Origin of the sequence: Paenibacillus sp. UNC451MF (assembly GCF_000686845.1) — a bacterium.
In the GTDB taxonomy this organism is placed as follows: domain Bacteria; phylum Bacillota; class Bacilli; order Paenibacillales; family NBRC-103111; genus Paenibacillus_S.
In genome coordinates, this window is record NZ_JMLS01000003.1 from 24,345 (window position 1) to 46,234 (window position 21,890).

Consider the following 21,890-nt stretch of genomic DNA (forward strand, 5'->3'; position numbering starts at 1 on the left):
GGTTTTAGTATAGCGGCCGACGGTATTCAATAGGGAGTGAGAAGACGATGGTAATGTCATTCACCGACATGAGACGAGTCCCTTCAGATTGGTTGCAAGAACGTCTGGAGACAGTCAAATCATTAAACGACGACAAAATCGAAATGTACGAGGTTGCCAAAGATAAACTGACAGGAGAGCATTATTTACATTATGCTTATCTTCATAAACAGGTTGCTGCAATAGGTCCTGAAAGCACTGGAGAAGAAACCTTTCATCATTTAATGCCTATTGACAGCGATGATGTGCTGGGACTCGTATTTGGCGAACAATCCTTCACATACCCGGATCATTGGAACAAAACATTTTTACGAAACGGTCCAGATGGTGATTATGTTTGGTTCGACCCTTCTTATACAGACCAAGAGGGTGAAAGTGAAGAGATTGGAGCAAGTCTTCAGGATCAACTTCTCCGCTTTAAGCAGTCACCTGAAAGATCGGAAGAAGCGGTTCGCAAGCTTTTGGAGGAATTGGATCGTACTCTTGGTAAGGACGATAACTAAATAAGTATGATATAGGAGTGCCTCTAGCTTTACGCTAGGCACTCCTTTTTGATTTCTCAGGAGGTTTTCTCATAGGTCAAACGCATATTTTCCTGCACATAACTCATCCTAACCATGTAGATAATGTAGTGAATGAGGAGGGAAATCATGCGTCACATGAAAATACGGACAGTGGCATGGCGTGTCGGACTGGTGGGAAGTATTCTGCTGCTTGCTGCCGGCTGTAATCAGAATCGGAATAAAGAGCTAGGGGCCGGTCTGGAATCAAAGGATCATCATGCGCTCTACGACAGAAGTAGTTTAAATAACGAGAATAGTACTTTAGGCGTAAAGCCGAAGTGGGAAAATTCGCAGCCCGGACCGAAAGCGGATAACCCGGGAGCCTTTCAACAGTTGGACATGACGAACTATCATCTGACCAAAACGTTCCGTTTTGCTCCGGAATTATCAAACAATATTGAGCAGTTGCCTGGCATCGACAAAGCGACGATCTTGATTACAGAGGCGAACGCATATGTCGCGGTCGTATTGGACGGTCATAATGTGGATGCCGAAGCGCATCCTGAGATGATGGCTAATCCGGTTACACCTAAGGGTGGAGTGGGGTTGTTCGGTACGAATAAAGGGATTGGAAGTATTAATTGGGGCGATCCGGGTGGTTTGAGCCATTCGATGGCTTCACGAATTAAAGGCCAACTATTAGCCATGGAACCGAGATTGCAACGGGTGTTCGTGTCGGCAAATCCTAATTATGTACAAAGAATTCGCTTCTATGCGAAGGAATTTCAAAACGGAGTGGATTTATCGACCTACATGAATGAATTCAATACATTGACTCAGCGCGTATTTCCGAATGACAGCAATACGAGAAGATAAGAAAATAAACTCCTGGACTCAGCGTGCTCAGCGCGTCGTATCAGGAGTTTTTCTTAGGGTTCAAACTTATATCCCACACCCCAGACGGTTTTAATGTGCTTGGGCTCTTTGGGGTCTTGCTCCATTTTTTTGCGGAGGTTGGTGATATGAACGTCTACAGACCTCTCGGTTACAAACGCATCCATACCGCGAATTTTATTCAGAAGCTCTTCTCTTGAGAACACTTTGCCGGGATGCAGCCAAAAATGCTTCATCATTTCAAATTCTGAATAAGTGGTTTCCACAACCGTGCTGTGCAAATAAACGCATCGCTTGTCCATATCGACTCGGATTGCTTGGGTTTCAACGGTTTTTGGCTCCAGGCTCGCTTTGTTCATAGAAGATCTTCGCAATAAGGCTCCGGTTCTGGCAGCCAATTCTCTCATGCTAAAAGGCTTGCATAAATAATCATCAGCACCGATAATGAGCGCCTTAACCCGTTCAGAAACTTCGCTTTTTGCAGATACCATCATAATAGGAACAGAGGAGTGCGTTCGAAATTCCCGGCACAGCTCCATTCCGTTCGTATCGGGCAGCATTACGTCTAGTATAACAACATCTGGATGGATCGTACGGAAAAGCTCGGAACCTTGTTGACCGTCTCGCGCAATGTGTACAACATAGTCTTCTTCCGATAAATAAATGGAAATCATATCCGCAATACTATGATCATCTTCAATCAGCAATACGGTTGCCATGAAATCCTCCTATAATGCAAATATATTTAGCTAATAAATAAATGAAAATATGTAAATAAAATCATTCACGGATTCCAGCGATCGTTACTTACTTTAACTGAAAATCCTTGACAGAACAAGCTTCATATTTCCTAACATTCGTGTCAAATTATTGAACGGAAATAAATCAGCTGCTAATCAAGGTGTCATGGCTTCATAATAAAGAAGTAATCGACTCCTTTATCATGCCAGCAAAAGACCTGATGAGCAGCTGCTTTATACTTGTCTTTAGAAGTATACCATCCATATCCGTGGAATGCCCTTGAGTGAATGCCTTAGAGCATTTATATATTTAACCAGCTTTCACCCCAAAGGTGGACAGCGGCCATTACGGGTTTCAATGCTTTTCCTTTTTCCGTCAGTTCGTATTCGATACGAACTGGTGTCTCCGGATATACGTGGCGGTAAATAATGCCGGATGCCTCCAGCTCTTTGAAACGTTCGGCCAGCATCCTGTCGCTCATCCCTGGAATCATTTCCGATATGTCTTTAAAACGTCGAGGGCCGTTCAACAGCGACTGAATAATTAAGCCTGTCCAGCGTTTTCCTAATAACTCAAATGCGGCTTCAAACTTGGGACAAAGCTGATGATCATGGTCGGCCATTTGTATCATCTCCTTCATATATATAGTTTATCATAAGTTACTTGATAAAAGTAAGCCTTTTTAACCAAATGTGGCGATAAAAAACTAACATTGGGCTTGTTTGTGACGATTATTTTGATCGTATGATATTATTATACAATTTTGATAAAGATTTAACATGTCTTCTTTAATGAAAAAATAGGGATCATTCCATGATTATTGAAGGACTGATAGCGGTTGCAAAAGGTTTTTCTGTAAGAAGTGTTGAAAATTTTCATGGGGTGAAGTATAACAACGATAGGCAATAAATCTTCATGAGAGGATAGATATCATGATTGTAACAGAACCATGGTCAACATCTAAGCTTCCTGCCCCTCTGCTGAAAAAGATATTGGAGAGGCGAGAGTTTTTGCGCCATTCTTTGGATGCGGAGTCGCAAAAGCTTGTAGGAGAAGACGGATATAAGGCACCTAACGAGCAAGTGCTCGAAGATGCGATCGTCTCTATGGCCTTAGGTAAAAATGTATTGTTAAAAGGTCCGACAGGGTCGGGTAAAACGCGTTTGGCTGAAACTTTATCTTACTTATTCGGTCAGCCTGTACACGCCGTAAATTGCTCGGTTGATTTGGATGCGGAGGGTTTAATCGGATTCAAGACACTGGAAGTGGAGCAGGGACAATCCGTTGTAAAATTCATTCAAGGTCCCATCATCAAAGCAATGACCCAGGGCCAATGGCTCTATATTGATGAAGTGAATATGGCAAAGCCGGAAACATTACCATTAATTAACGGAGTGCTGGATCATCGAAGAACCATTACCAATCCGTTTACTGGAGAAGTGATCCGTGCCAAAGAGGGCTTCGGTGTTATCGCCGCAGTAAATATAGGGTATGTTGGAACCGTTCCGATGAATGAGGCTTTGAAGAATCGTTTTGTCGTTATCGATGTTCCGTATCTACAGGGAGATCAACTGTTCGAGCTCCTTAAGGAACGTTCTCTTTTAACCGAAGACGATGCTTTGCGTAGGTTTGTCAAGCTCTCAGCTGAATTGCAGGAGCAGATCCGATCGGGGCAGCTATCGGACGAAGCGGCATCCGTGCGTGCATTGTTGGATGCATGCGATATGGCAGCTTACATTCCTCCTTTACGTGCGATAAGAAGAGCTATTGCAGATAAGCTGGATGATGAACGGGAGCAAGTACTTGTGATGAATTTGGCAGAGACTTATTTTGGATGAAGCGATTGTTGAGAACACCCAGACATTAAGCGGAGAAGAGGAGAATCCCTATGCGTTTTCTGGAAAATGAAGTGGATGCTTTTCTTCGCATGCAGCTGTTGGATTTGGCGCGAGCACTATCTGGCTGGGACGAGCTGCAGCTGGAGTTATCTTATCTTTCTTCATACAACGACAAAGACAAAATCATAGCAGTTAGTCAATTTTGGAGCTATTATCCTGAACCGACGAAGCTTATTGGAATGAAAACCGATGTTTACTTGGGATCCATAGGAAGTGCCTGGTTCACGGACTCCACAGTTATTGCTACTTACTTGGACTGGACCAAGTCGCTGAAGCGTCCCAAGTTAGCCAAGCAATGGCTTGCGATGTGCGAAGAAGCGAGATTGATGGCCATTTGTATAAAGCATAGACCGGGAACTGCGACGAGCTTTGATTTACGCAAAGAAATTGTAGCAAAGCACTATTCTTCGAAGCGGGATGCACATTTGAACCGCAAAGAATATGCCGATGCATTGTTCTGCGGTTTTGCCGCTGCGTTCAATCACAATGACCAACAGGAATTATGGCTTCCTGAATGGTTAAAGCCTGAACATGCAATGACGATAAGGGAGCTCTTGGACGATTTAAGCAAGCTGCACGGCACTGCAGAAGCCGCGAAGCGAGCTTGTAGGGTACTCGAACAGTTGGAGGGCTATGTGGCTTTAGAAGGGGATTGCCGAGCCCAATACTTCTCCCTGCTACTGCATAGCGGCACAGAACAGCCTTTATCTTGGGAATACATAGGTGAACTGAAGCGCAAGAAGAAGCTTCACAGTGATTTAATGCTTCCGTTAAACGAGAAGGAAGAAAAACCGGAGCAGGGGGAAAGATTGCCCAACTGGCACCGTGAAACGGAAAAGCAGGATGAAAGTATGCTCCGTTTTGATATAGAGCAGGGCTCAAAGACGGGTCTAATAAGCGATCACGTTCGTGAAGGGGATAGTGGAGATCAAGCATTGGGAATTGTTCAAGGCTCATCTCAAGCTGCCAGCCGCAACGAGCCGGAACCTCCAAAACCGCAGCCATTGGAACGGCTTGATACTGGGTTGAATGGGAAAGGGGACGCTTACGGGAGATTAAATCGTAAGGCCGTACCGATCTATAGGGATGCCGAATCTCCAGATGTGGAATCCCGCATGCAATACGAAGAGGTTCTTCGAGAGATCACACCGATGGTGAACAAGCTGAAGAAAACGATTCGAATGACGATGGAACAAAAGCGCGTAGCACCAAGGAATGAGCTTTTATCCGGCAGACTAGGCAAGAAGCTGGTCCGCGCTGCATGGGAGCCTCTTCCGAGGTTGTTTTATAAGAAAAATAGTCCTTCGGTCGAGGTGGATGCCGTTTTTTGCCTTCTCGTCGACTGCTCCGCCTCTATGTATGATAAAATGGAACAGACGCATCGAGGCATCGCATTATTCCATGAATCACTTCGTTCACTTCGGGTCCCTCATGAAATCATAGGCTTCTGGGAAGATGCCGATGAGGTGACAGAGAAGGAAAGCCCGAATATATTTCATATGGTGACGGATTATGTACATAGTCTGACGGATAATTCCGTGGGACCCAAGCTGCTTCAGCTTCAGGCTGAGCAGGACAATAGGGATGGCTACTCAATTAGGATAGCCGCTGAACGATTGATGTTACGTTCGGAGAAGCAGAAGGTATTGCTTGTGTTTTCGGACGGTGAGCCTTCGGCTTCCGACTATCATGAAGACGGTATCGTCGATACTTGTGAAGCTGTTTTGCAAGCGCGGAGAATGGGCGTTGAAGTTGTTAGTGTATTTCTTGGCAGTGGGATAATCAAAGATACCGAACGCGAAACGATGAGGAACATTTACGGAAGATTCAGTGTGCTGGTGCCGGACGTATCTGAGATTACTGGCCAACTGGGTCCACTGCTTCGCAAATTGCTATTAAATCAATTGTAATTATGTAAAAAAATTAGATGACAATGCAAGTATTCCGGCGATGAGAGGAAGGATAACGATGTACGGATCACCATTATCAGGACAAGCAAGAAAAATGATGCTGCTTGGCTCTGGCGAGCTTGGAAAAGAGGTTGTTATCGAGGCACAAAGGCTTGGCGTGGAGACGATTGCTGTCGACCGATATGCCAATGCACCTGCTATGCAGGTTGCGCACCGTTCCTACGTCATTAACATGCTAGATGGAGCACAGCTGCGCGACTTGATTTTGAAGGAACGACCGGATTTGATTGTTCCCGAGATTGAAGCTATTGCAACGGATGTGCTTGTAGAGCTCGAGCAGGAAGGTTTCCGGGTCGTACCTACAGCAACTGCCGCAAGGTTAACGATGGATCGTGAAGGCATTCGGAGGCTGGCAGCGGAAACGCTAAACCTGCCAACGGCGAAATTTGAATTTGCCGATAGCTTAGAAGAACTGAAGGAAGCCGTCGCCAAGATCGGTACACCTTGTGTCATCAAACCGATTATGAGTTCTTCCGGAAAAGGACAAAGCGTTTGTAAGTCCTTAGACGATGTCGAGACCTCTTGGAACTATGCAATGGAAGGCGGACGTGCTAAAAAGACGAGAGTTATCGTGGAGCAGTTCATTCATTTTGAATCTGAAATTACACTGTTGACCGTACGTTCCGTTTCGGGCACATCCTTTTGCGCTCCAATTGGTCATGTACAAAAAGATGGCGACTACATTGAATCGTGGCAGCCGCATCAAATGTCTGAAGAACAGATCGCTCAAGCCCAGCATATTGCTAAGACAATAACCGAAGCCTTGGGCGGGAGCGGGATATATGGGGTGGAGCTATTTTTAGGCAAAGATCAGGTCTATTTCAGTGAAGTGTCGCCGAGACCTCATGATACAGGAATGGTTACCATGGTTACTCAAGACTTGTCCGAATTTGCACTGCATGTGAGGGCTATTCTAGGCTTTCCGATCTCTACGATCCGCTTGTTGACGCCAGGGGCATCCCACACGCTAAAAGCTTCTGAGGAGATGCAAGCCTTCAGAATCGAAGGCATTGAAGAAGCGTTGAGGCTGCCTAATACTCAGGTTCGTGTCTTTGGCAAGCCTGAGACCAAGGTAGGTCGACGTATGGCTGTTGCGCTAAGTTCTGCTGATGATGTAGAGGAAGCACGTCAAGTGGCAGCCGAAGCGGCGGGCAAGCTGAAGCTTATTTACAACTAAATTGAACGAAATCCACTTGCCATCGTCTGGGGGAACAGCTATGAGTGAAGCAAAACCGGCAAGTATGTCACGCACAACGATGACGGACATAATATTTCCGTCGGATACAAATTATCACGGCACTATGTTCGGCGGAGTGGTAATGCGCTATATTGATAAAATTGCAACTATAGCCAGTATGCGCCATTCAAGGCGTGGAGTAGTCACAGCTTCGAGTGACAGCTTGGACTTCTTGGCTCCTGTAAAAGTCGGGGAGGCCATTCTGCTGGAAGCATTCGTTTCCTGGACTCATCGAAGCTCGATGGAGGTTTATGTAAGGGTAGAATCGGAGAATTTGTTTACCGGAGAACGTAAGACGACGGCAACGTCCTTTTTAACGTTTATCGCTCTCGATGATCAAGGGAAGCCGACACCCGTTCCAGCGGTTATTCCTGAAACAGAAGAGGAACGCCGCTTATTCGAAAGTGCGGAGGGACGCTACCAAGCGCGAAGAAAACGTAAGGAAGAGCGCGAATCCAATTCCTGATAAACGATCCCGATGCACTACCCGCTAAGGTATGTTATAGTGTTATGGGAGGGATTGCCACGATGAATGCTCATGAAATTGATTACCAAATTATGGGTTCGGAAATGCAATATGTCGAGATAGAATTGGACCCTAGTGAAAGCGTAGTTGCTGAAGCGGGCAGCTTAATGATGATGGATGGCAACATACGGATGCAAACCATATTCGGAGATGGCAGTGATGAGAACAAAGGCTTTGTAGGCAAGCTTTTTGGAGCCGGGAAACGGTTGTTGACCGGGGAAAGCCTGTTTATGACCGTGTTCACCAACCATGGCTATCAGAAGGAAAAAGTATCCTTTGCTTCCCCTTATCCGGGTCATATATTGCCGATGGATTTATCACAGCTTGGCGGCAAGCTCATATGCCAGAAAGATTCTTTTCTGTGTGCGGCCAAAGGCGTCTCTATCGGGATAGAGCTTCAGCGTAAGCTGGGCGCCGGCTTCTTCGGTGGAGAAGGCTTCATAATGCAAAAGGTCGAAGGAGACGGAATGGCATTCGTCCATGCCGGAGGCGCTATCTGTGAGAAAGAGTTAGCTCCCGGAGAGTTGATCCGCGTAGATACTGGCTGTTTGGTTGCTATGACTCAGGACGTCGATTACGACATTGAATTTGTCAAAGGGATCAAAACTGCGGTTTTCGGCGGCGAAGGATTATTCTTTGCTACCTTAAAAGGACCAGGCCGTGTATGGATCCAATCCCTTCCATTCAGCCGCTTGGCAGACAGAATCGTATCTGCTTCTCGTGCGGGAGGCCGCAAAGAAGAAGGTAGTATTCTCGGCGGTCTTGGCAACCTACTTGACGGGGATAAGTAAAACAAGCTATTATTCAATATACATTACATAAGAGAGGTGCTGAAAGAATGGCATATCAACCACAAGTCGTCGATGCCAAAATTGTCAGCAACAACCCGAAAAACGGATTGTTTGAAATTGTGGTCAATTTGAAGGATCGTACATCCTGCCGTCTTATTTTCGAAAAGGATGCAGTTACAGGCGAAGCTTTTGCAACACACGTAAATCGTTTGTTGAAAGAGCCTTGCCCGATTTGCCGCAAAGACTTTTTGTGCAATTGCATGATGAGTTATAAGGATACACTTTCCGCGCAGGCGCTGCAGCTGGCAGGTACTCCGTAAGTTCGACTAAACCCGTGGGCTACAGGCTCATGGGTTTTTTTCAAAATTTAAGCATTACCGGGTGAGGGTCGAACATGCTTCGTATTTTAGTCTATATCATGGTCACCTGCTGCTTGTTTGTAACAGGGACAGTGATGCTTTACTCGCATAACTTTTCCGCTAACCAAAGGGCGGAGATGTCAAATCAGGTAGGTTTGCTGCACGAACAGACACTGCAGAGACTTAAGCAAACATTCAGCCAAATCGATTCGATGGCCCGTAATGTGGGGAACGATAGTATACTTCAGCGGCTAGCCGAGGGTTCTGTGGTTCGTGATTCAGCGGAAGAGCGCGCGCTTAAGGAATATGCGGACTTATTGATCAAACAGCAAACCTCTCAGCTTCCCTATATAACGGATATGTGCATCACATTAAGTGACAATCGTTTTATTCTGTGCACGAACTCGGATGCTGCTTCACCCATGCTGGACATTCAGAAGCTACCTCTGCAAAAGCAGGATCGGATGATTGTAAAGAGAGACCCTGAAGAAGAAACGGCAAATTCGTCGCAGGTCATTTTTATGGCGCCACTGGTGGATCGCAAGTCAAATGTGATCAAAGGATCCATTCAGATGATGGTTGCTCTGGATGTTGCGATGAAGGATATTTATGGAAAGTGGCCATTACTGCGCAATGAACTTATGGATTCCGATGGAACAGTCATGTACAGCCGGATTGCTCCTAGCCAAGGAGCTGATGGGAAAGAGCCGGAGTGGAAGGCGGCAGATCCGGCACAGGTTCAATGGAAGGACGATTCGATTTGGTCGCAGCTTAAAGTGGATTTGCCTGGAACGGTGTGGGTTTCGAGGATCGAGGTGCGGCAGAGTGTGGATAGAGCGCAGGGACAAGCTGTACGGCAAACGTTGTTCTTTGTTGTCCTGCTATTAGTCGTTGTAGCCGTTCTTAGCGCTTACTTGTTTAGGTATTATTTTGCGCGCCCTATGCAGCAGTTACGAGCCTTAATGAACCGAGCAGAATTAGGGGATTTTAAAGCTTATTGGGTTAGAAAGAGCAGCAGGGAATGGAGCGAGCTTGGAGAGAGCTACAATCAGATGCTGAATCGTCTGGAAGAGCTTATTAAGCAGGTGAAGAGAGAAGAATCTCTGAAAAAAGAAGCGGAAATGGAAGCGCTGCAATACCAATTAAATCCACATTTTTTGTATAATACTTTAAATACCATTAAATGGGTTGCCAAAATGCATCGGACTCCTCAAATTGCAGAAGTCGTCACTTCATTGGTACGTTTGTTGCAAGCCAGTTTAGGCAAAAAAGGCGACTTCATTACGATACGCGAGGAAATCGGATTAATTCGTGATTATATGGAAATTCAATCTTTCCGCTATGGTGAACTGGTGCGCCTGGAATGTGAAGTAGATCCGTTGGCTAACAACTGTCTTGTACCTAGAATGATCCTGCAGCCGTTAATTGAAAATGCTATCATCCATGGAATAGAGCCAGGGAAACAGGAAGGTCTTATTATGATTCGAATATGGCTTGACGTACCTCGCGATATCCTCTATTGTCAGGTAGAAGATAACGGGGTGGGGATGGCCAATGGAAGCCTGGACGGCGATCCTTCAGCATCCACCATGCGTGAACGGATGAGTGGAATAGGACTTCGGCATATACGCGAGAAAATAAAGCTGTATTACGGAGAAGGCTACAGCATGCACATTAACAGCAAACCGAGACAAGGTACAACGATTCGGTTGACAATGCCAGTGCATCAAAGCGAGGTAGGATAAAAGTGATGAAGGTACTCATTGTTGATGATGAGCCCATAGTTCGGAAAGTCCTCAAAACCATGATTCGTTGGGAGGAATACGGGCTTCAATGGGGCGGAGAAGCATGTGACGGGTTGGAAGCTTGGGAGCTGTTGCAGCAGGAATCCATGGATCTGGTGGTTACCGATATATTGATGCCAAGACTGGATGGTCTGGAGCTGGTCAAACGACTCAGGCAGGCCAAAACGGATGCTGCCGTAGTAGTGTTAAGCTGTTTGGATGATTTCTCCTACGTGAAGGAAGCCATGAAGCAAGGTGCGCATGACTACATTTTGAAGCCCACAATGGAACCGGAACAGCTTGCGGATATTCTCGTAGAAGCGAAGGAAGCTTTACTGAAGCAGCGAATGGAGAAGGAACAGCGGGAGCAGTTGCATCGTCAGCTGCAGTTATCCAATCAGGCGCAGTGGGGCATGAGACTGCAAAAATGTTGGATTAGCGGATACCGAGATGAAGATTTGGAGCAGGATTGGTTCCAAGAGGGACGAATATTATCAAGCTGTATGATCCAATTTACAATGGATTCGCATCTGTCTTTACTCGGCTGGCAGTGGCCCGGCGCTTTCGCCTATGTGTCATTGTCGGAGCAGCGGACGTTATTGGTCTATGAGGATATCGGAACAAGCAGATCTGTCGAAGTAGAGCAAACGTTGACAGTCCAATTTGGTCTGGGTCAAGAAAGCTTTTGTCTAACCGAAGTGAGGGGGATTCATAGAGCCGATCAATTGTACAATCTTGTACAAGAGCACGAGCTGGTCAGGCACCGCCTGTTTTATGATAGAAAAGCCTCTGACTTGGCTTATTATGGTTCTATCGATACTAAAGATCTTAAGGAACGGAACGGCATCCTTCCATTAGAAGAGAGGCAAAATCTTCTAAAAGCCATATCCGGTCAAAACGAAGAAGCGATGAATTACTGGGCAAAGCAAGTTACTGTGCAACTGGAACAAAATCAGCCTTCTGTAGACATTACGTACAATTTTATATACGAGCTGCTCGGCCTTGCGGCAGCGTTTGCCCGACAGCAGGTGGATGTGGAACTGGAGCACTATGAACGACAATTCGTGTCATCAGCCGCTGTGCAAGCACATCTAAGTATAGCTTCTTTAGCGGAATGGTTTCTGGAAGCCGTGTCAGAGCTTGCCGGAATATTTCAGTCCAATGCTCAGCTGACTTCCCGTAATCCGTTCGTCCGTAAAGCGATGAGCTTTATGCGTCAGCAGTATCATCTGCAAATCAGTACTTCGGATATAGCTGATCATGTCAAACTAAGCCGGAGCTACCTGAGTGATTTGTACAGCAAAGAAACTGGGGAGTCGTTAATTGAAACCTTAACGAGCATTCGCATTCAGGAAGCGAAGCGTCTGCTGCGCCATCGTGAACAGAAGGTGTATGAAGTTGCTGAAGCCGTCGGATTTGTCGATCCGAAAACGTTTACCAAAACGTTCAAGAAAATTGTCGGATGTTCGCCGAAAGAGTATGAAGAACAGAACAAATAGACACCAATTCCTAACAAATTGGTGTCTATTTTTATGTGTTGGAAAAGTTTACATTTATTATAGAGAACGCTTTCATTAGAGGGGTGACGAAATTTCCATGAATTATCCATTGATCAAGCATGAGCCGGGTGAGCCGATCATTCAGGCAGTTAGCGTCACAAGATCGTTCGGTAAAGGGTCAGGAGCCGTTCACGCTCTTCGCGGAGCCAATCTGAGCATCCCATCGGGCCGCCTTGTTGCATTAAGAGGTCGTTCCGGATCGGGCAAAACGACGCTTTTGAACATGCTTGGAGCGTTGGATCGTCCGACAGAAGGCGCCATTTATTTTATGGGGCAGGATGTCACCGTCATGTCCGACAAAAAGCGCAACGAGCTGCGACGAACTCAGCTGGGACTCATTTTTCAATCGTTTGCGCTCGTCCCGTATATGTCGGCATATGAAAATGTTGAATTTGGCCTGCGCATTGCGGGCATTCCTTCCTCCAAGCATCGGGAATATTCTGAGCAAGCGCTTGATTTTGTCGGCTTGAAGGCAAGGATGAAGCATCGTCCTTATGAAATGTCAGGGGGAGAGCAGCAGCGCGTGGCGATTGCAAGAGCTATTGCACATAGACCCAAGCTGCTGTTAGCTGATGAACCGACGGCAGAATTAGACAGTCGGATGGGGCTCCAAGTAATGAAGGTGTTTAAAGATCTGGTTCAACTTGAAGGAATGACCATTATTTTGACGACGCACGACCCGGCGATTATGGAAATCGTCGATCAAGTGTATGCATTGGAGGATGGACATATTGTGGAAGAAGGCTAACAACCGCCCTAACTCTGTTATCGTAGCAGTTTTGGCGGCATCCGTACTGGCAGCATTACCGGGATGCAGTTTGCTTCCAAAGGAAGAGCAAGCGCTTCAACCGCCGCTGGTGAAGCCAGTTAAGGAAAATTTTGAGCTGTATGAGGTCAAACGGGGAAATATTACGAAGCAGGTTAGCGGTGTAGGAACATTCGCTTCGGATAAATTGCAGTACTTGTATTATCCTGAATCCGGCGGAAGGCTCAATGCTATGAATGTCTCTCTTGGCGCCAAGGTCTCAAAGGGGGATGTTGTAGCACAGCTGGAGAAAGGTGAAGTGGAGGGGAAAATTCGCCAGCAGGAACTGGTGGTAGAGAAGGCTCAAATTGCTCTCGAGCAGGCGAAGGAAGAGAAGCGTGGAGACGCTCTGACTATACGCTCCAAGGTGCTTGACGTGCAAAAAGAACAAATCCAGCTGGACATGCTTAGGCAGCAGCTGAATCGGACTAAGCTTGTGTCTGATGTGGATGGCATTGTGACCTTTATCGATACGATCAAGCAGGGGGATGCCGTTACGGCTTACAAAACCCTTTTGACAGTATCAGATCCTAAATCCATGAAGCTGGCTTACGAGTCCTCTAATTCAGCCGATTTGACGGGGATCCAGGTAGGCATGGTGGCTGATCTAAAAATCAAAAGTAAGCCGCTAAAAGGCAAAGTCGTCCAAATCCCCGCAACTGCACCGCAATCCGATGTGAAAGCGATTGCAGATAAAAATGCCAAATCTATAATCATCGTACCTGATGAGCTTCCTCCGGAAGTTACAATAGGAACGAACGCAGATATAACGATTGTAACGGAAAACAGAGACAATGTGCTGATTATTCCTAAAGTAGGATTACGCTCATACATGGGCCGGGACTACGTTCAAGTGCTCGAAGGCGAAAGCCGTAAGGAAGTTGATGTGGAGAAAGGGATTGTGTCCGCTACGGAAGTCGAAATTCGCAAAGGACTAAAAGAAGGACAAAAGGTGATTTTAAACAATTGAGGTGACGCTTGGTGGCAATCATTGTGATGATCATGCGAAAGATGATCAAAAACAAATGGCTAGAACTCAGCCTGCTGCTGGGCTTGATCATCTCGGTCGGGCTTGTAAGCAGTATGCCTATTTATACGAACGCGATTTTGCAGCGTCTATTAATCAAAGATATGGAGCTTTTGCAGGATAGCAGTCAGCAATATCCGGGAATATTCTGGACATCGGTGTTCTTGACGGGGGAAATGACGCCTGAGCAATCCAAACAGGCAATCCAAGAGGCGGACGATTACATGGTAAAGACCGCTCAACCTCGATTTAAGCTTCCGATCAAGTCTTATGTAACGGAAAGAGCTACCGACAAATACAATATGGTGCCGAACGACGCGGATAAGGTAGACAACTCGGTTAAACGGATGGCGGACATTACATCGCTTAGCAGCCTTGAAGATCACGTTAGGCTAATAGACGGTAAATTTCCTTCATCAGAGCCAGTGAACGGTGTCATTGAAGTTGCGGTTGTAGATCAGACCTTAACGAATTTGAAAATGGTCGTCGGTCAGGAATATACGATTGAAGATGAGTCAGTAACTGGAAAATTCACTTTTAAAATCGTTGGGGTTATTGATCGCAAGTCCTATGACGATGTGTATTGGTATAATGCATTATCCAGCTACAATTCAAGTCTGCTGGCCGCTTATCCTTGGTTCGAAAAGAATGTAACTCAGGAAAGACAGCTGACGCTTCGTTCGAGCATCTGGTACACTGCGGTTGATTATAACCAGATGAAGCTTGATTCCATTAACCGATTCATTACGACGTATTCACATACGGAAGATTTTCTGAGTGAGCGGTTCCCGAATTACTCTATGAAAGCTCCGGCCTTGCAAACGATGAGCACTTATTTTGTCAAAGAAGAAAAGCTGCGCACGATGCTGTGGTCTCTAAACGTTCCTGTAATGATCATGCTTGCTTATTATTTATTCATGGTTTCCAATCTGATTACGGATCGCCAGAAGACGGAAATTGCCGTGCTGAGAAGCCGGGGAGCCAGCCGCTTGCAGATCATAATGAGCTATGTGGTTGAAGGTTTGCTATTAGGCGGTATTGCCATTATTGTTGGTCCGGTTTGCGGGTTGATGCTGACCAAAATGCTTGGAGCATCGAACGGATTTTTAGAATTTGTACAGCGTGCTGCTCTGGATGTTGGCTTGAATAACGAAGCTTATCAATACGGCTTGATTGCTGTGTTATGTTCTTTAGTCATGACGATTCTACCCGTGTTATTCGCGACTAGAACGAGCATTGTAGGTCATAAGCAGCAAATGGCTCGTCAAACGAAGCTTTCCTTTTGGCATAAATACTTTGTGGATGTTGTGCTGCTAGGCGTATCCCTATATGGCTTACAAACGTTCAAGAGACGGATGTCGGATATGCAGGCTTTGGGTCTTGAAGCAAGTGACCTACAAATGGACCCGCTGCTGTTCTTGGTGCCTGCACTATTTATCTTGGGTGTAAGCTTTGTACTGCTTCGCATATATCCTTGGATCATTCGGTTCATTTATCAAGCTGGGCGCCGTTGGTGGTCTCCATCCTTGTATTCAACTCTGCTGCAGGTGGGTAGATCCATCACACAGTATCAAGCTATTATGGTGTTCTTAAGTGTAACGCTGGCCACAGGGCTATTTAGTGCGAGTGCGGCTCGTACCATCAATAAGAACACCGGCGAAAAAATTATGTACGGCAATGGGGCCGACATCTCGATGCAGATTAAGTGGGAAGACGACGCACCTCCTCCAGGAATGGAAATGGATGAAGGGGCTGAAAGCTCAGACGACGGTGAAAGTGCTCCCGCAGTGACTGCACCGGTTGTTCCGGTTGTCAAGAAAAAAGTGCAGTACTCCGAGCCGCCGTTTCAACCTATGACACAGCTGCCAGGAGTAGAACAGGCCGCTAAAGTATTCACGAAGAAGGACGCCAACTTTACGATAGGCAAGGAAAAAGGGAACGCGACTTTGATGGGCATCGATACGGACGATTTCGGCCGTACGGCATGGCTTCGCAATGGCTTGCTCGACCATTCCTTCAACGAATATTTGAACCTGTTGGCCTCCAGTCCCTCAGCGGTGCTTATATCACGGACGCTGGCGGACCAGTTTAATCTGAAAGTCGGGGACCATATTTATGTAGGCTGGAATGGTGTAGAAAATACCATGTTTAACGTTTTTGGTATTGTAGATTACTGGCCATCCTGGAATCCGAATCCCAAATATGCAGATAAGAATACCTCAACAAGTACGGGTACTGGAGCCAATGCCAAAGCAAAGAAAGTATTAGCTCCTATGTTGATTGTAGGTCATTTGTCGTACATTCAGAACAATATGGCTCTTGAGCCTTACGATGTGTGGTTGAAGCTCAAGCCGACAGCTTCAAGCCAAGAGCTGTACGATGCGGTGGAAGAAAAGAACATTCCGGTTACGAAAATGAGCGATGCGAAGCAGGAGCTGATTCGTTCGAAAAACGATCCGTTCCAGCTGGCTATCAACGGTGTGATGACGTTAGGGTTTATCATTTCTATCGTCATTAGCTTCTGTGGCTTCTTACTGTATTGGATATTATCCTTGTCCAGCAGAGTACTCCAGCTTGGGATCCTAAGGGCCATGGGAATATCGTTCCGTCAATTAATCTTTATGCTGATTGGGGAGCAGTTGCTGACCTCTGGTGCGGCAATAGGCATAGGATTGCTAACAGGAAGTCTTGCAAGCAGATTTTTTGTTCCGATGTTCCAGCTTTCACTGCAATCAACAAGTCAAGTGCCGCCGTTCCAGGTTACTTTTGATTCACGGGATCAGCTCCAATTGTATATTATTGTGAGCATAATGCTGGTCATTGGTCTGTTCATTCTAGGTACCATGTTATCGAGAATAAAAATTCATCAAGCTGTGAAGCTCGGGGAGGACTAACCATGATTCACTGTGATAACCTCGTAAAAATATACAAAGTAGCTGATTTGGAAGTCGTAGCTCTTCAGGGGCTTGATCTTCATGTGGAACCCGGTGAGCTGATGGCTATCATCGGCAACAGCGGAAGTGGCAAATCGACATTGCTTAACATGCTGGGGGGACTTGATCGTCCCTCCGCCGGGCAGCTATTGGTAGATGGTAAAGATTTATTGAAGTTTACGGAGAGGGATCTCGTCAAATATAAGCGGGAAACCGTAGGCTTCGTTTGGCAAAATAACGCACGTAACCTGATTCCTTACTTAACTGCGCTGGAAAATGTGGAGCTGCCGATTTTGCTTCAAGGCAAGCGCAAACGGGAGAGAGCCCTTGAGCTTCTTGAAGCGGTAGGCTTGAGTCATCGAATCAAAAACAGATTGAATCAGCTCTCCGGAGGGGAGCAGCAGCGGGTTGCGATAGCGATAGCGTTAGCGAACAATCCCAAGATGCTACTGGCAGATGAGCCTACAGGCTCAGTAGATACGAAGATGGCCAATCAAATACTTGATTTGTTCCGTGACCTGAATCGAAGAATGGGGCTGACGGTCGTTATAGTTACCCATGACCCATTGTTAGCTAAGAAGGTCGATCGCGTAGTTGCGATTCGGGATGGGAAAACCTCTTCAGAAATTATTCGGCGCAAATCCTATGCGGACGAATTGGCTGAACTGGAGCAAGGAATGCAAGCGGAGGAAGAAGAAACGCATGTGGAATATGCAGTCCTGGACAAATCTGGACGTTTACAAATTCCTGGCGATATGCTGCAGTCCATCGGCGTTCAATCATCGAATAAGGTTAGGGTCCAAGTGGAGGATGGCCGTATTGTTTTACTGCCTCCTGAACAGGAGAAAGGGGAAAAGGAACATGAAATTGTCGGCAAAAAGTAAAATCCTGTTACTTCTGATAGCAACCATGACAGCTTCGCTTGGAGTTGTTCCTAATCAGATAACATTAGCGCAAGGGGAGAGCTATCAGAAGGACGAGATAGATGAATCGCTGCGGCTAACCTCCGTTTCTATAGCACCTCATAGCAAGATCGAGTTAAAGAATGCTACGGTAATGCCAAGCGATAACGGAAATATGCTATTTTTCACTTTGACCGTTACCAATGGTGAGAACAGCTCGATTTCTTTCCTGGATTATTGGGTTAAGGTGTACAATAAATCGGGTGCAGAATTTACTCCAGATCTTCTTCCGCAGGATAAGCTGAAGAAAGATATCCCAGCAGGTCAACAGGTGGATTTTACCTTTTACGCACCTGTGAATGATGCTACTTCACTTCAGGACCTGTGGTTCCGGATGACACGTTGGGACTATAACACGGTTGAATTGGAGAAAGCTATCGGAGATATTCGATTCCCTGAGCAAGTATCGGATGTATTTGCACCTGAGGCAGGAAGCAAGACGGTACAAATGGGCAATGTGCCGGTTGCTTTGGAGGTAACCAAATGGAGTGCTGTACAAAACGATAGTTACATAACGCCAAAACTGACCCTCAGAGCAACAAACAAGGGGCAAGCCAGTACAAAGCTTACCGGCTATCAATATGCGCTTAGAGCGTCGAATGGGGCCATGTACCCACTCGACATTACCGTAAATGGGGATAAGCAGCAGCTGCAGCCAGATGTGCCTTTGGATATTCAATTGAAGGCAGCGCAGCTTCCAGCTTCTGCGATAGGAGATCGTTGGGACGTAGTGGTAACACAATCCGTTACAGTGACTACTGATTTGAAGTTGAGCGTACCTGTAACAACTCTCAAAGTATCGACGGAGCAACAAGCGGCACCAATGCTCGGTTCTAGTGTAGAATATGCCAATAAGGAAGGCATCTACGAGTTGAAGGTAGAGAAGCTGGACCGTTTGCCTTGGGACGATCAAGACGTTTTAAGCGCAGACCTGTCGATCTCTCATAACCAAGCGGATGCACTGCCATTTCCTGATATTAAGGCGTATTATGAATTGGACGGCGGTGTTAAAGTGGAGGTAAAGGCCGTTAAAACGGATAGAGCTGTTGGTGTTCCTCCAGGTCAAACCGTTCATTTCCAGCTCGTAGGAAAAATCCCTTATACATATCCATTTGCTGCAACGAAGCTAGTTCTGCAGGAAAAAGTAAGCGAAAGCGCTACGGAGGATATGGCGCAATTCAATCTTCCACCTGCTGAGATTAAGCTTCCAGTTGTTGCATTCGGACAGCAGCAGTCGATTACAGGAACAGGTCGCAGTACCCAATATGCGCCCCGTGAGATTAATACGTATACGGATGGAAAAAGCGATATGCTGGAGGTTCAGCTTGAAGTATCTAACCTAGAAAAGCGTTCTAATACGGTACCGAAGCTGACAGCCTTTCTGAAAACACCGGATGATGCGTTGTACCCCACCAAAATTCGCGAAGTAAAGCAAAAATTGAATCCTCAAGGTAAAGCGCTGGTCTCTTTTGCTGCGAAATTACCGAAAGGGTTTGATACGAAAGGGTTGCGCCTAGTTGTAGGCGAATCCGTAACTGAGCAAAGACTTAGTCTTACGGAGGATAAGGCCGATGCCTATATCAATGCCGTTGAGATGGAGCTCCCTGTAGAAAAGCCTGTGGTTAGTACTGGGTTGAAGGATGTCGCTTTTGACCAGTACTCGATTTCTTTGAGTAAGATGAGCACTTGGTTGGATAGCACGCAATTACGTGTCAATTTCATCTACGATTTGAAAAAAGACAGCTTCTTTGAAACAAATAACGACGGAAGTAAGCTGATCATCCAGTTTGCAGATATGAATGGTAATATGACCTATGAGCAAAAGTACTACTTGGAATCAGCGCCTGACAAGGACGATGTTCGATTGGAGCTTGGAGAGCATAATTATAAGATGACGATCAAAGATAGTGACCTACTAGGCAAAATCCAATCTTTAAAACAGTACAAGCTCTCAATCTACCATGAGTTCCAGGGTATGCGGAAGCTCCTCGCATCACAGACAATGGATTGGTTCGCAATCACGGATTAACAAGATACAAGAAGTTGAAATAAGGCACCCGATGCGGTGCTTTTTTCTTTTATGCAAGTTATGGTAGAATGGAGAAATGAGCGACACATGAAAGGGGGGGACGGGATGCGCATTGGCGTTGTTTCCGATACGCACATGTTCGGTCGAGCGAAGCAGCTGCCGCCAACCTTATTGGAGGGCTTGAAGGGAGTCGATCTCATTCTGCATGCCGGGGATTGGGTGGATCCAAGAGTGGTGGAATTATTCGAGCAAATTGCTCCTACCGATGGAGTTGCAGGGAATAACGATGGCTTGGATATCATTGAACGATTCGGTCGTCAAAAGGTATTGAACCTATCCGGTTATAGGATCGGATTAGTTCATGGAGATGGTGGCCGCAAATCGACACTAGATCGCTCTGTGGATGCTTTTCGAGATATGAGTGTAGATGTCATAGTATTCGGACACTCACATGTTCCTTATAGAGGGATGCACAACGGAACGCTATTGTTTAATCCCGGCTCTCCTACGGATAAAAGACGTCAGCCGCAGTATTCTTACGGCATCATGGAGTTGGGCTCAACGCTAGAAGCAGCTTTGTATTATTACGATTAATTGATTTGCAGCTATATTATATATTTGGAGGGAACCCACATGACACAATGGAAAGAGATTACAACAGAGGATCAATGGAATGAGCAATTTGAAGGAACTTCCAATAAACCCATCGTATTATTAAAGCACAGCACGGCTTGCCCTGTAAGCTTCAACGCATTGAAAGAATACGAAGCCTACCTGCAAAATAAACCGAATAGCGACGTTGACTACGTACTGGTTAAAGTGATTGAATCCCGCCCTGTATCCAATCAGATTGCAGAAGATACTGGCGTTAAACATGCTTCTCCACAAATTCTATATATTAAGAATAAAGAAACGATTTGGAATACTTCTCATTGGGCAATAACAGAAGAGCACATCACGGCTGTACTTGATTAGGATGCACGATTATGAGCATAAGACCGCATCCGTTTTTCTCCGGCGCCCTGTTTGCGCGTAAATCGTGCTTTGTCTATTTACCGGAAGGCTATGAGGAAAGTGAGCAGTGTTATCCTGTTATTTATTTACTTCATGGCATGCATGGAAGTGAGGCCCACTGGCTCCTCAAGGGTGGCGCTGAACTTACCCTGAATCGAATGATGCAGGAGGGCTCGCTGCGTAAAAGCATAGTTGTCTTCCCCAGTGACGGGGGATATGGGTTAGGTACCTTTTATATGAATTGGTATGATGGTACAGGTCAATTCGAGGACTACTTGATTTATGATTTGCTGCCTGAAATAGATAAGCATTATAGGACGATACCTGATAGGGCTCATAGAGTCATAAGTGGTTTGTCAATGGGGGGCTTTGGAGCCTTTTCTTTGTCACTGCGTCATCCGGAGCTATTTGGTGCCGCGGCAAGCTTGTCGGGTGCCATGACATCTACTGGACTTATCTCCGTTCAATATGCGCGAAGCGATATCAGCCGTATGATCGGACCGCTGCACGGTCCTTATGCTCAACAGTATGACCTTCAAAAGCTTGCTGATACTCAATTAACGAATGATCAACGGCCGGCATTATACTTTAATTGCGGCACGGAGGATTATTTATATTCAATGAATGCTGCTTATCACGAGCATTTGGATCGGATTGGCTATCAGCACGAATATGAAGAATTTTCAGGAGAACACACTTGGGATTATTGGACTCAGCATCTTCCTGATGCTCTTGGCTTCCTGGAAGCTTCTTTTAAACAACTGTTAGGTGATTAGAAGGATATATTATTGAAATCAAAACCCCTTAGGACGCAAGGTC

20 protein-coding genes are annotated in these 21,890 nt (G+C 45.9%); 18 read left to right on the forward strand and 2 right to left on the reverse strand.

The features are described 5' to 3' along the window. Positions 1-47 precede the first annotated feature (47 nt). The gene (locus BP97_RS0105765) at positions 48-542 is read left to right on the forward strand and encodes a hypothetical protein (RefSeq protein ID WP_028548237.1); all 495 of its coding nucleotides are present in this window, start codon (positions 48-50) and stop codon (positions 540-542) included. Positions 543-689: 147 nt separating this feature from the next. Then, a complete protein-coding gene (locus BP97_RS0105770; RefSeq protein WP_051620403.1) occupies positions 690-1,418 on the forward strand; it encodes a YhcN/YlaJ family sporulation lipoprotein in 729 nt (242 codons plus the stop codon). A 53-nt stretch (positions 1,419-1,471) separates the two neighbouring features. Here BP97_RS0105770 and BP97_RS0105775 read toward each other — a convergent pair whose 3' ends face one another. Continuing rightward, complete coding sequence (locus BP97_RS0105775) at positions 1,472-2,155, reverse strand: response regulator transcription factor (RefSeq protein WP_028548239.1); 684 nt, start codon at positions 2,153-2,155, stop codon at positions 1,472-1,474. A gap of 323 nt (positions 2,156-2,478) precedes the next feature. Continuing rightward, positions 2,479-2,799: a winged helix-turn-helix transcriptional regulator gene (locus BP97_RS0105780; RefSeq protein WP_028548240.1), complete on the reverse strand. Its 321-nt coding sequence runs from the start codon at positions 2,797-2,799 to the stop codon at positions 2,479-2,481. A 310-nt stretch (positions 2,800-3,109) separates the two neighbouring features. Here BP97_RS0105780 and BP97_RS0105785 point away from each other — a divergent pair, with 310 nt between their 5' ends. The 16 genes from BP97_RS0105785 to BP97_RS0105860 all read left to right on the forward strand — a co-directional run bounded on the left by BP97_RS0105785 (position 3,110) and on the right by BP97_RS0105860 (position 21,847). Then, positions 3,110-4,015 carry an ATP-binding protein gene (locus tag BP97_RS0105785; RefSeq protein ID WP_028548241.1) on the forward strand — a complete coding sequence of 302 codons (906 nt, stop codon included), beginning with the start codon at positions 3,110-3,112 and terminating at the stop codon, positions 4,013-4,015. Positions 4,016-4,065: 50 nt separating this feature from the next. Continuing rightward, positions 4,066-5,985 (forward strand): vWA domain-containing protein, encoded by a 1,920-nt coding sequence (locus BP97_RS0105790; RefSeq protein WP_028548242.1) that lies wholly within the window; start codon positions 4,066-4,068, stop codon positions 5,983-5,985. Between the two features lie 58 nt (positions 5,986-6,043). Further along, complete coding sequence (purT, locus tag BP97_RS0105795; RefSeq protein WP_028548243.1) at positions 6,044-7,222, forward strand: formate-dependent phosphoribosylglycinamide formyltransferase; 1,179 nt, start codon at positions 6,044-6,046, stop codon at positions 7,220-7,222. Positions 7,223-7,262: 40 nt separating this feature from the next. Beyond that, positions 7,263-7,748: an acyl-CoA thioesterase gene (locus BP97_RS0105800; protein ID WP_028548244.1), complete on the forward strand. Its 486-nt coding sequence runs from the start codon at positions 7,263-7,265 to the stop codon at positions 7,746-7,748. A gap of 62 nt (positions 7,749-7,810) precedes the next feature. Continuing rightward, the gene (locus BP97_RS0105805; protein ID WP_028548245.1) at positions 7,811-8,599 is read left to right on the forward strand and encodes a TIGR00266 family protein; all 789 of its coding nucleotides are present in this window, start codon (positions 7,811-7,813) and stop codon (positions 8,597-8,599) included. A 47-nt stretch (positions 8,600-8,646) separates the two neighbouring features. Beyond that, the gene (locus tag BP97_RS0105810) at positions 8,647-8,919 is read left to right on the forward strand and encodes a hypothetical protein (RefSeq protein WP_028548246.1); all 273 of its coding nucleotides are present in this window, start codon (positions 8,647-8,649) and stop codon (positions 8,917-8,919) included. A 74-nt stretch (positions 8,920-8,993) separates the two neighbouring features. Beyond that, positions 8,994-10,703: a sensor histidine kinase gene (locus tag BP97_RS38695; protein ID WP_051620404.1), complete on the forward strand. Its 1,710-nt coding sequence runs from the start codon at positions 8,994-8,996 to the stop codon at positions 10,701-10,703. A gap of 5 nt (positions 10,704-10,708) precedes the next feature. Next, entirely contained in the window at positions 10,709-12,241 is a 1,533-nt protein-coding gene (locus tag BP97_RS0105820; RefSeq protein WP_028548247.1) for a response regulator, read from the forward strand. A 97-nt stretch (positions 12,242-12,338) separates the two neighbouring features. Then, on the forward strand, positions 12,339-13,049 hold the full coding sequence (locus tag BP97_RS0105825) for an ABC transporter ATP-binding protein (protein ID WP_156043154.1): 711 nt from the start codon (positions 12,339-12,341) through the stop codon (positions 13,047-13,049). Beyond that, entirely contained in the window at positions 13,033-14,076 is a 1,044-nt protein-coding gene (locus BP97_RS0105830) for an efflux RND transporter periplasmic adaptor subunit (protein ID WP_231506224.1), read from the forward strand. Before BP97_RS0105825 ends, BP97_RS0105830 begins: the two co-directional genes overlap by 17 nt. An 11-nt stretch (positions 14,077-14,087) precedes the next feature. Next, a complete protein-coding gene (locus BP97_RS0105835; protein WP_028548250.1) occupies positions 14,088-17,027 on the forward strand; it encodes an ABC transporter permease in 2,940 nt (979 codons plus the stop codon). A 2-nt stretch (positions 17,028-17,029) separates the two neighbouring features. Further along, positions 17,030-17,950, forward strand: a complete 921-nt coding sequence (locus tag BP97_RS0105840; protein ID WP_028548251.1) for an ABC transporter ATP-binding protein — start codon at positions 17,030-17,032, stop codon at positions 17,948-17,950. Beyond that, a complete protein-coding gene (locus tag BP97_RS0105845; RefSeq protein ID WP_028548252.1) occupies positions 17,928-20,057 on the forward strand; it encodes a hypothetical protein in 2,130 nt (709 codons plus the stop codon). The genes BP97_RS0105840 and BP97_RS0105845 overlap by 23 nt, the downstream gene beginning before the upstream one ends. A 105-nt stretch (positions 20,058-20,162) precedes the next feature. Further along, on the forward strand, positions 20,163-20,651 hold the full coding sequence (locus BP97_RS0105850; protein WP_028548253.1) for a metallophosphoesterase family protein: 489 nt from the start codon (positions 20,163-20,165) through the stop codon (positions 20,649-20,651). Between the two features lie 39 nt (positions 20,652-20,690). Then, complete coding sequence (gene ytxJ, locus BP97_RS0105855) at positions 20,691-21,032, forward strand: bacillithiol system redox-active protein YtxJ (protein WP_028548254.1); 342 nt, start codon at positions 20,691-20,693, stop codon at positions 21,030-21,032. Positions 21,033-21,043: 11 nt separating this feature from the next. Next, positions 21,044-21,847, forward strand: a complete 804-nt coding sequence (locus BP97_RS0105860) for an alpha/beta hydrolase (protein ID WP_028548255.1) — start codon at positions 21,044-21,046, stop codon at positions 21,845-21,847. Positions 21,848-21,890 lie beyond the last annotated feature (43 nt).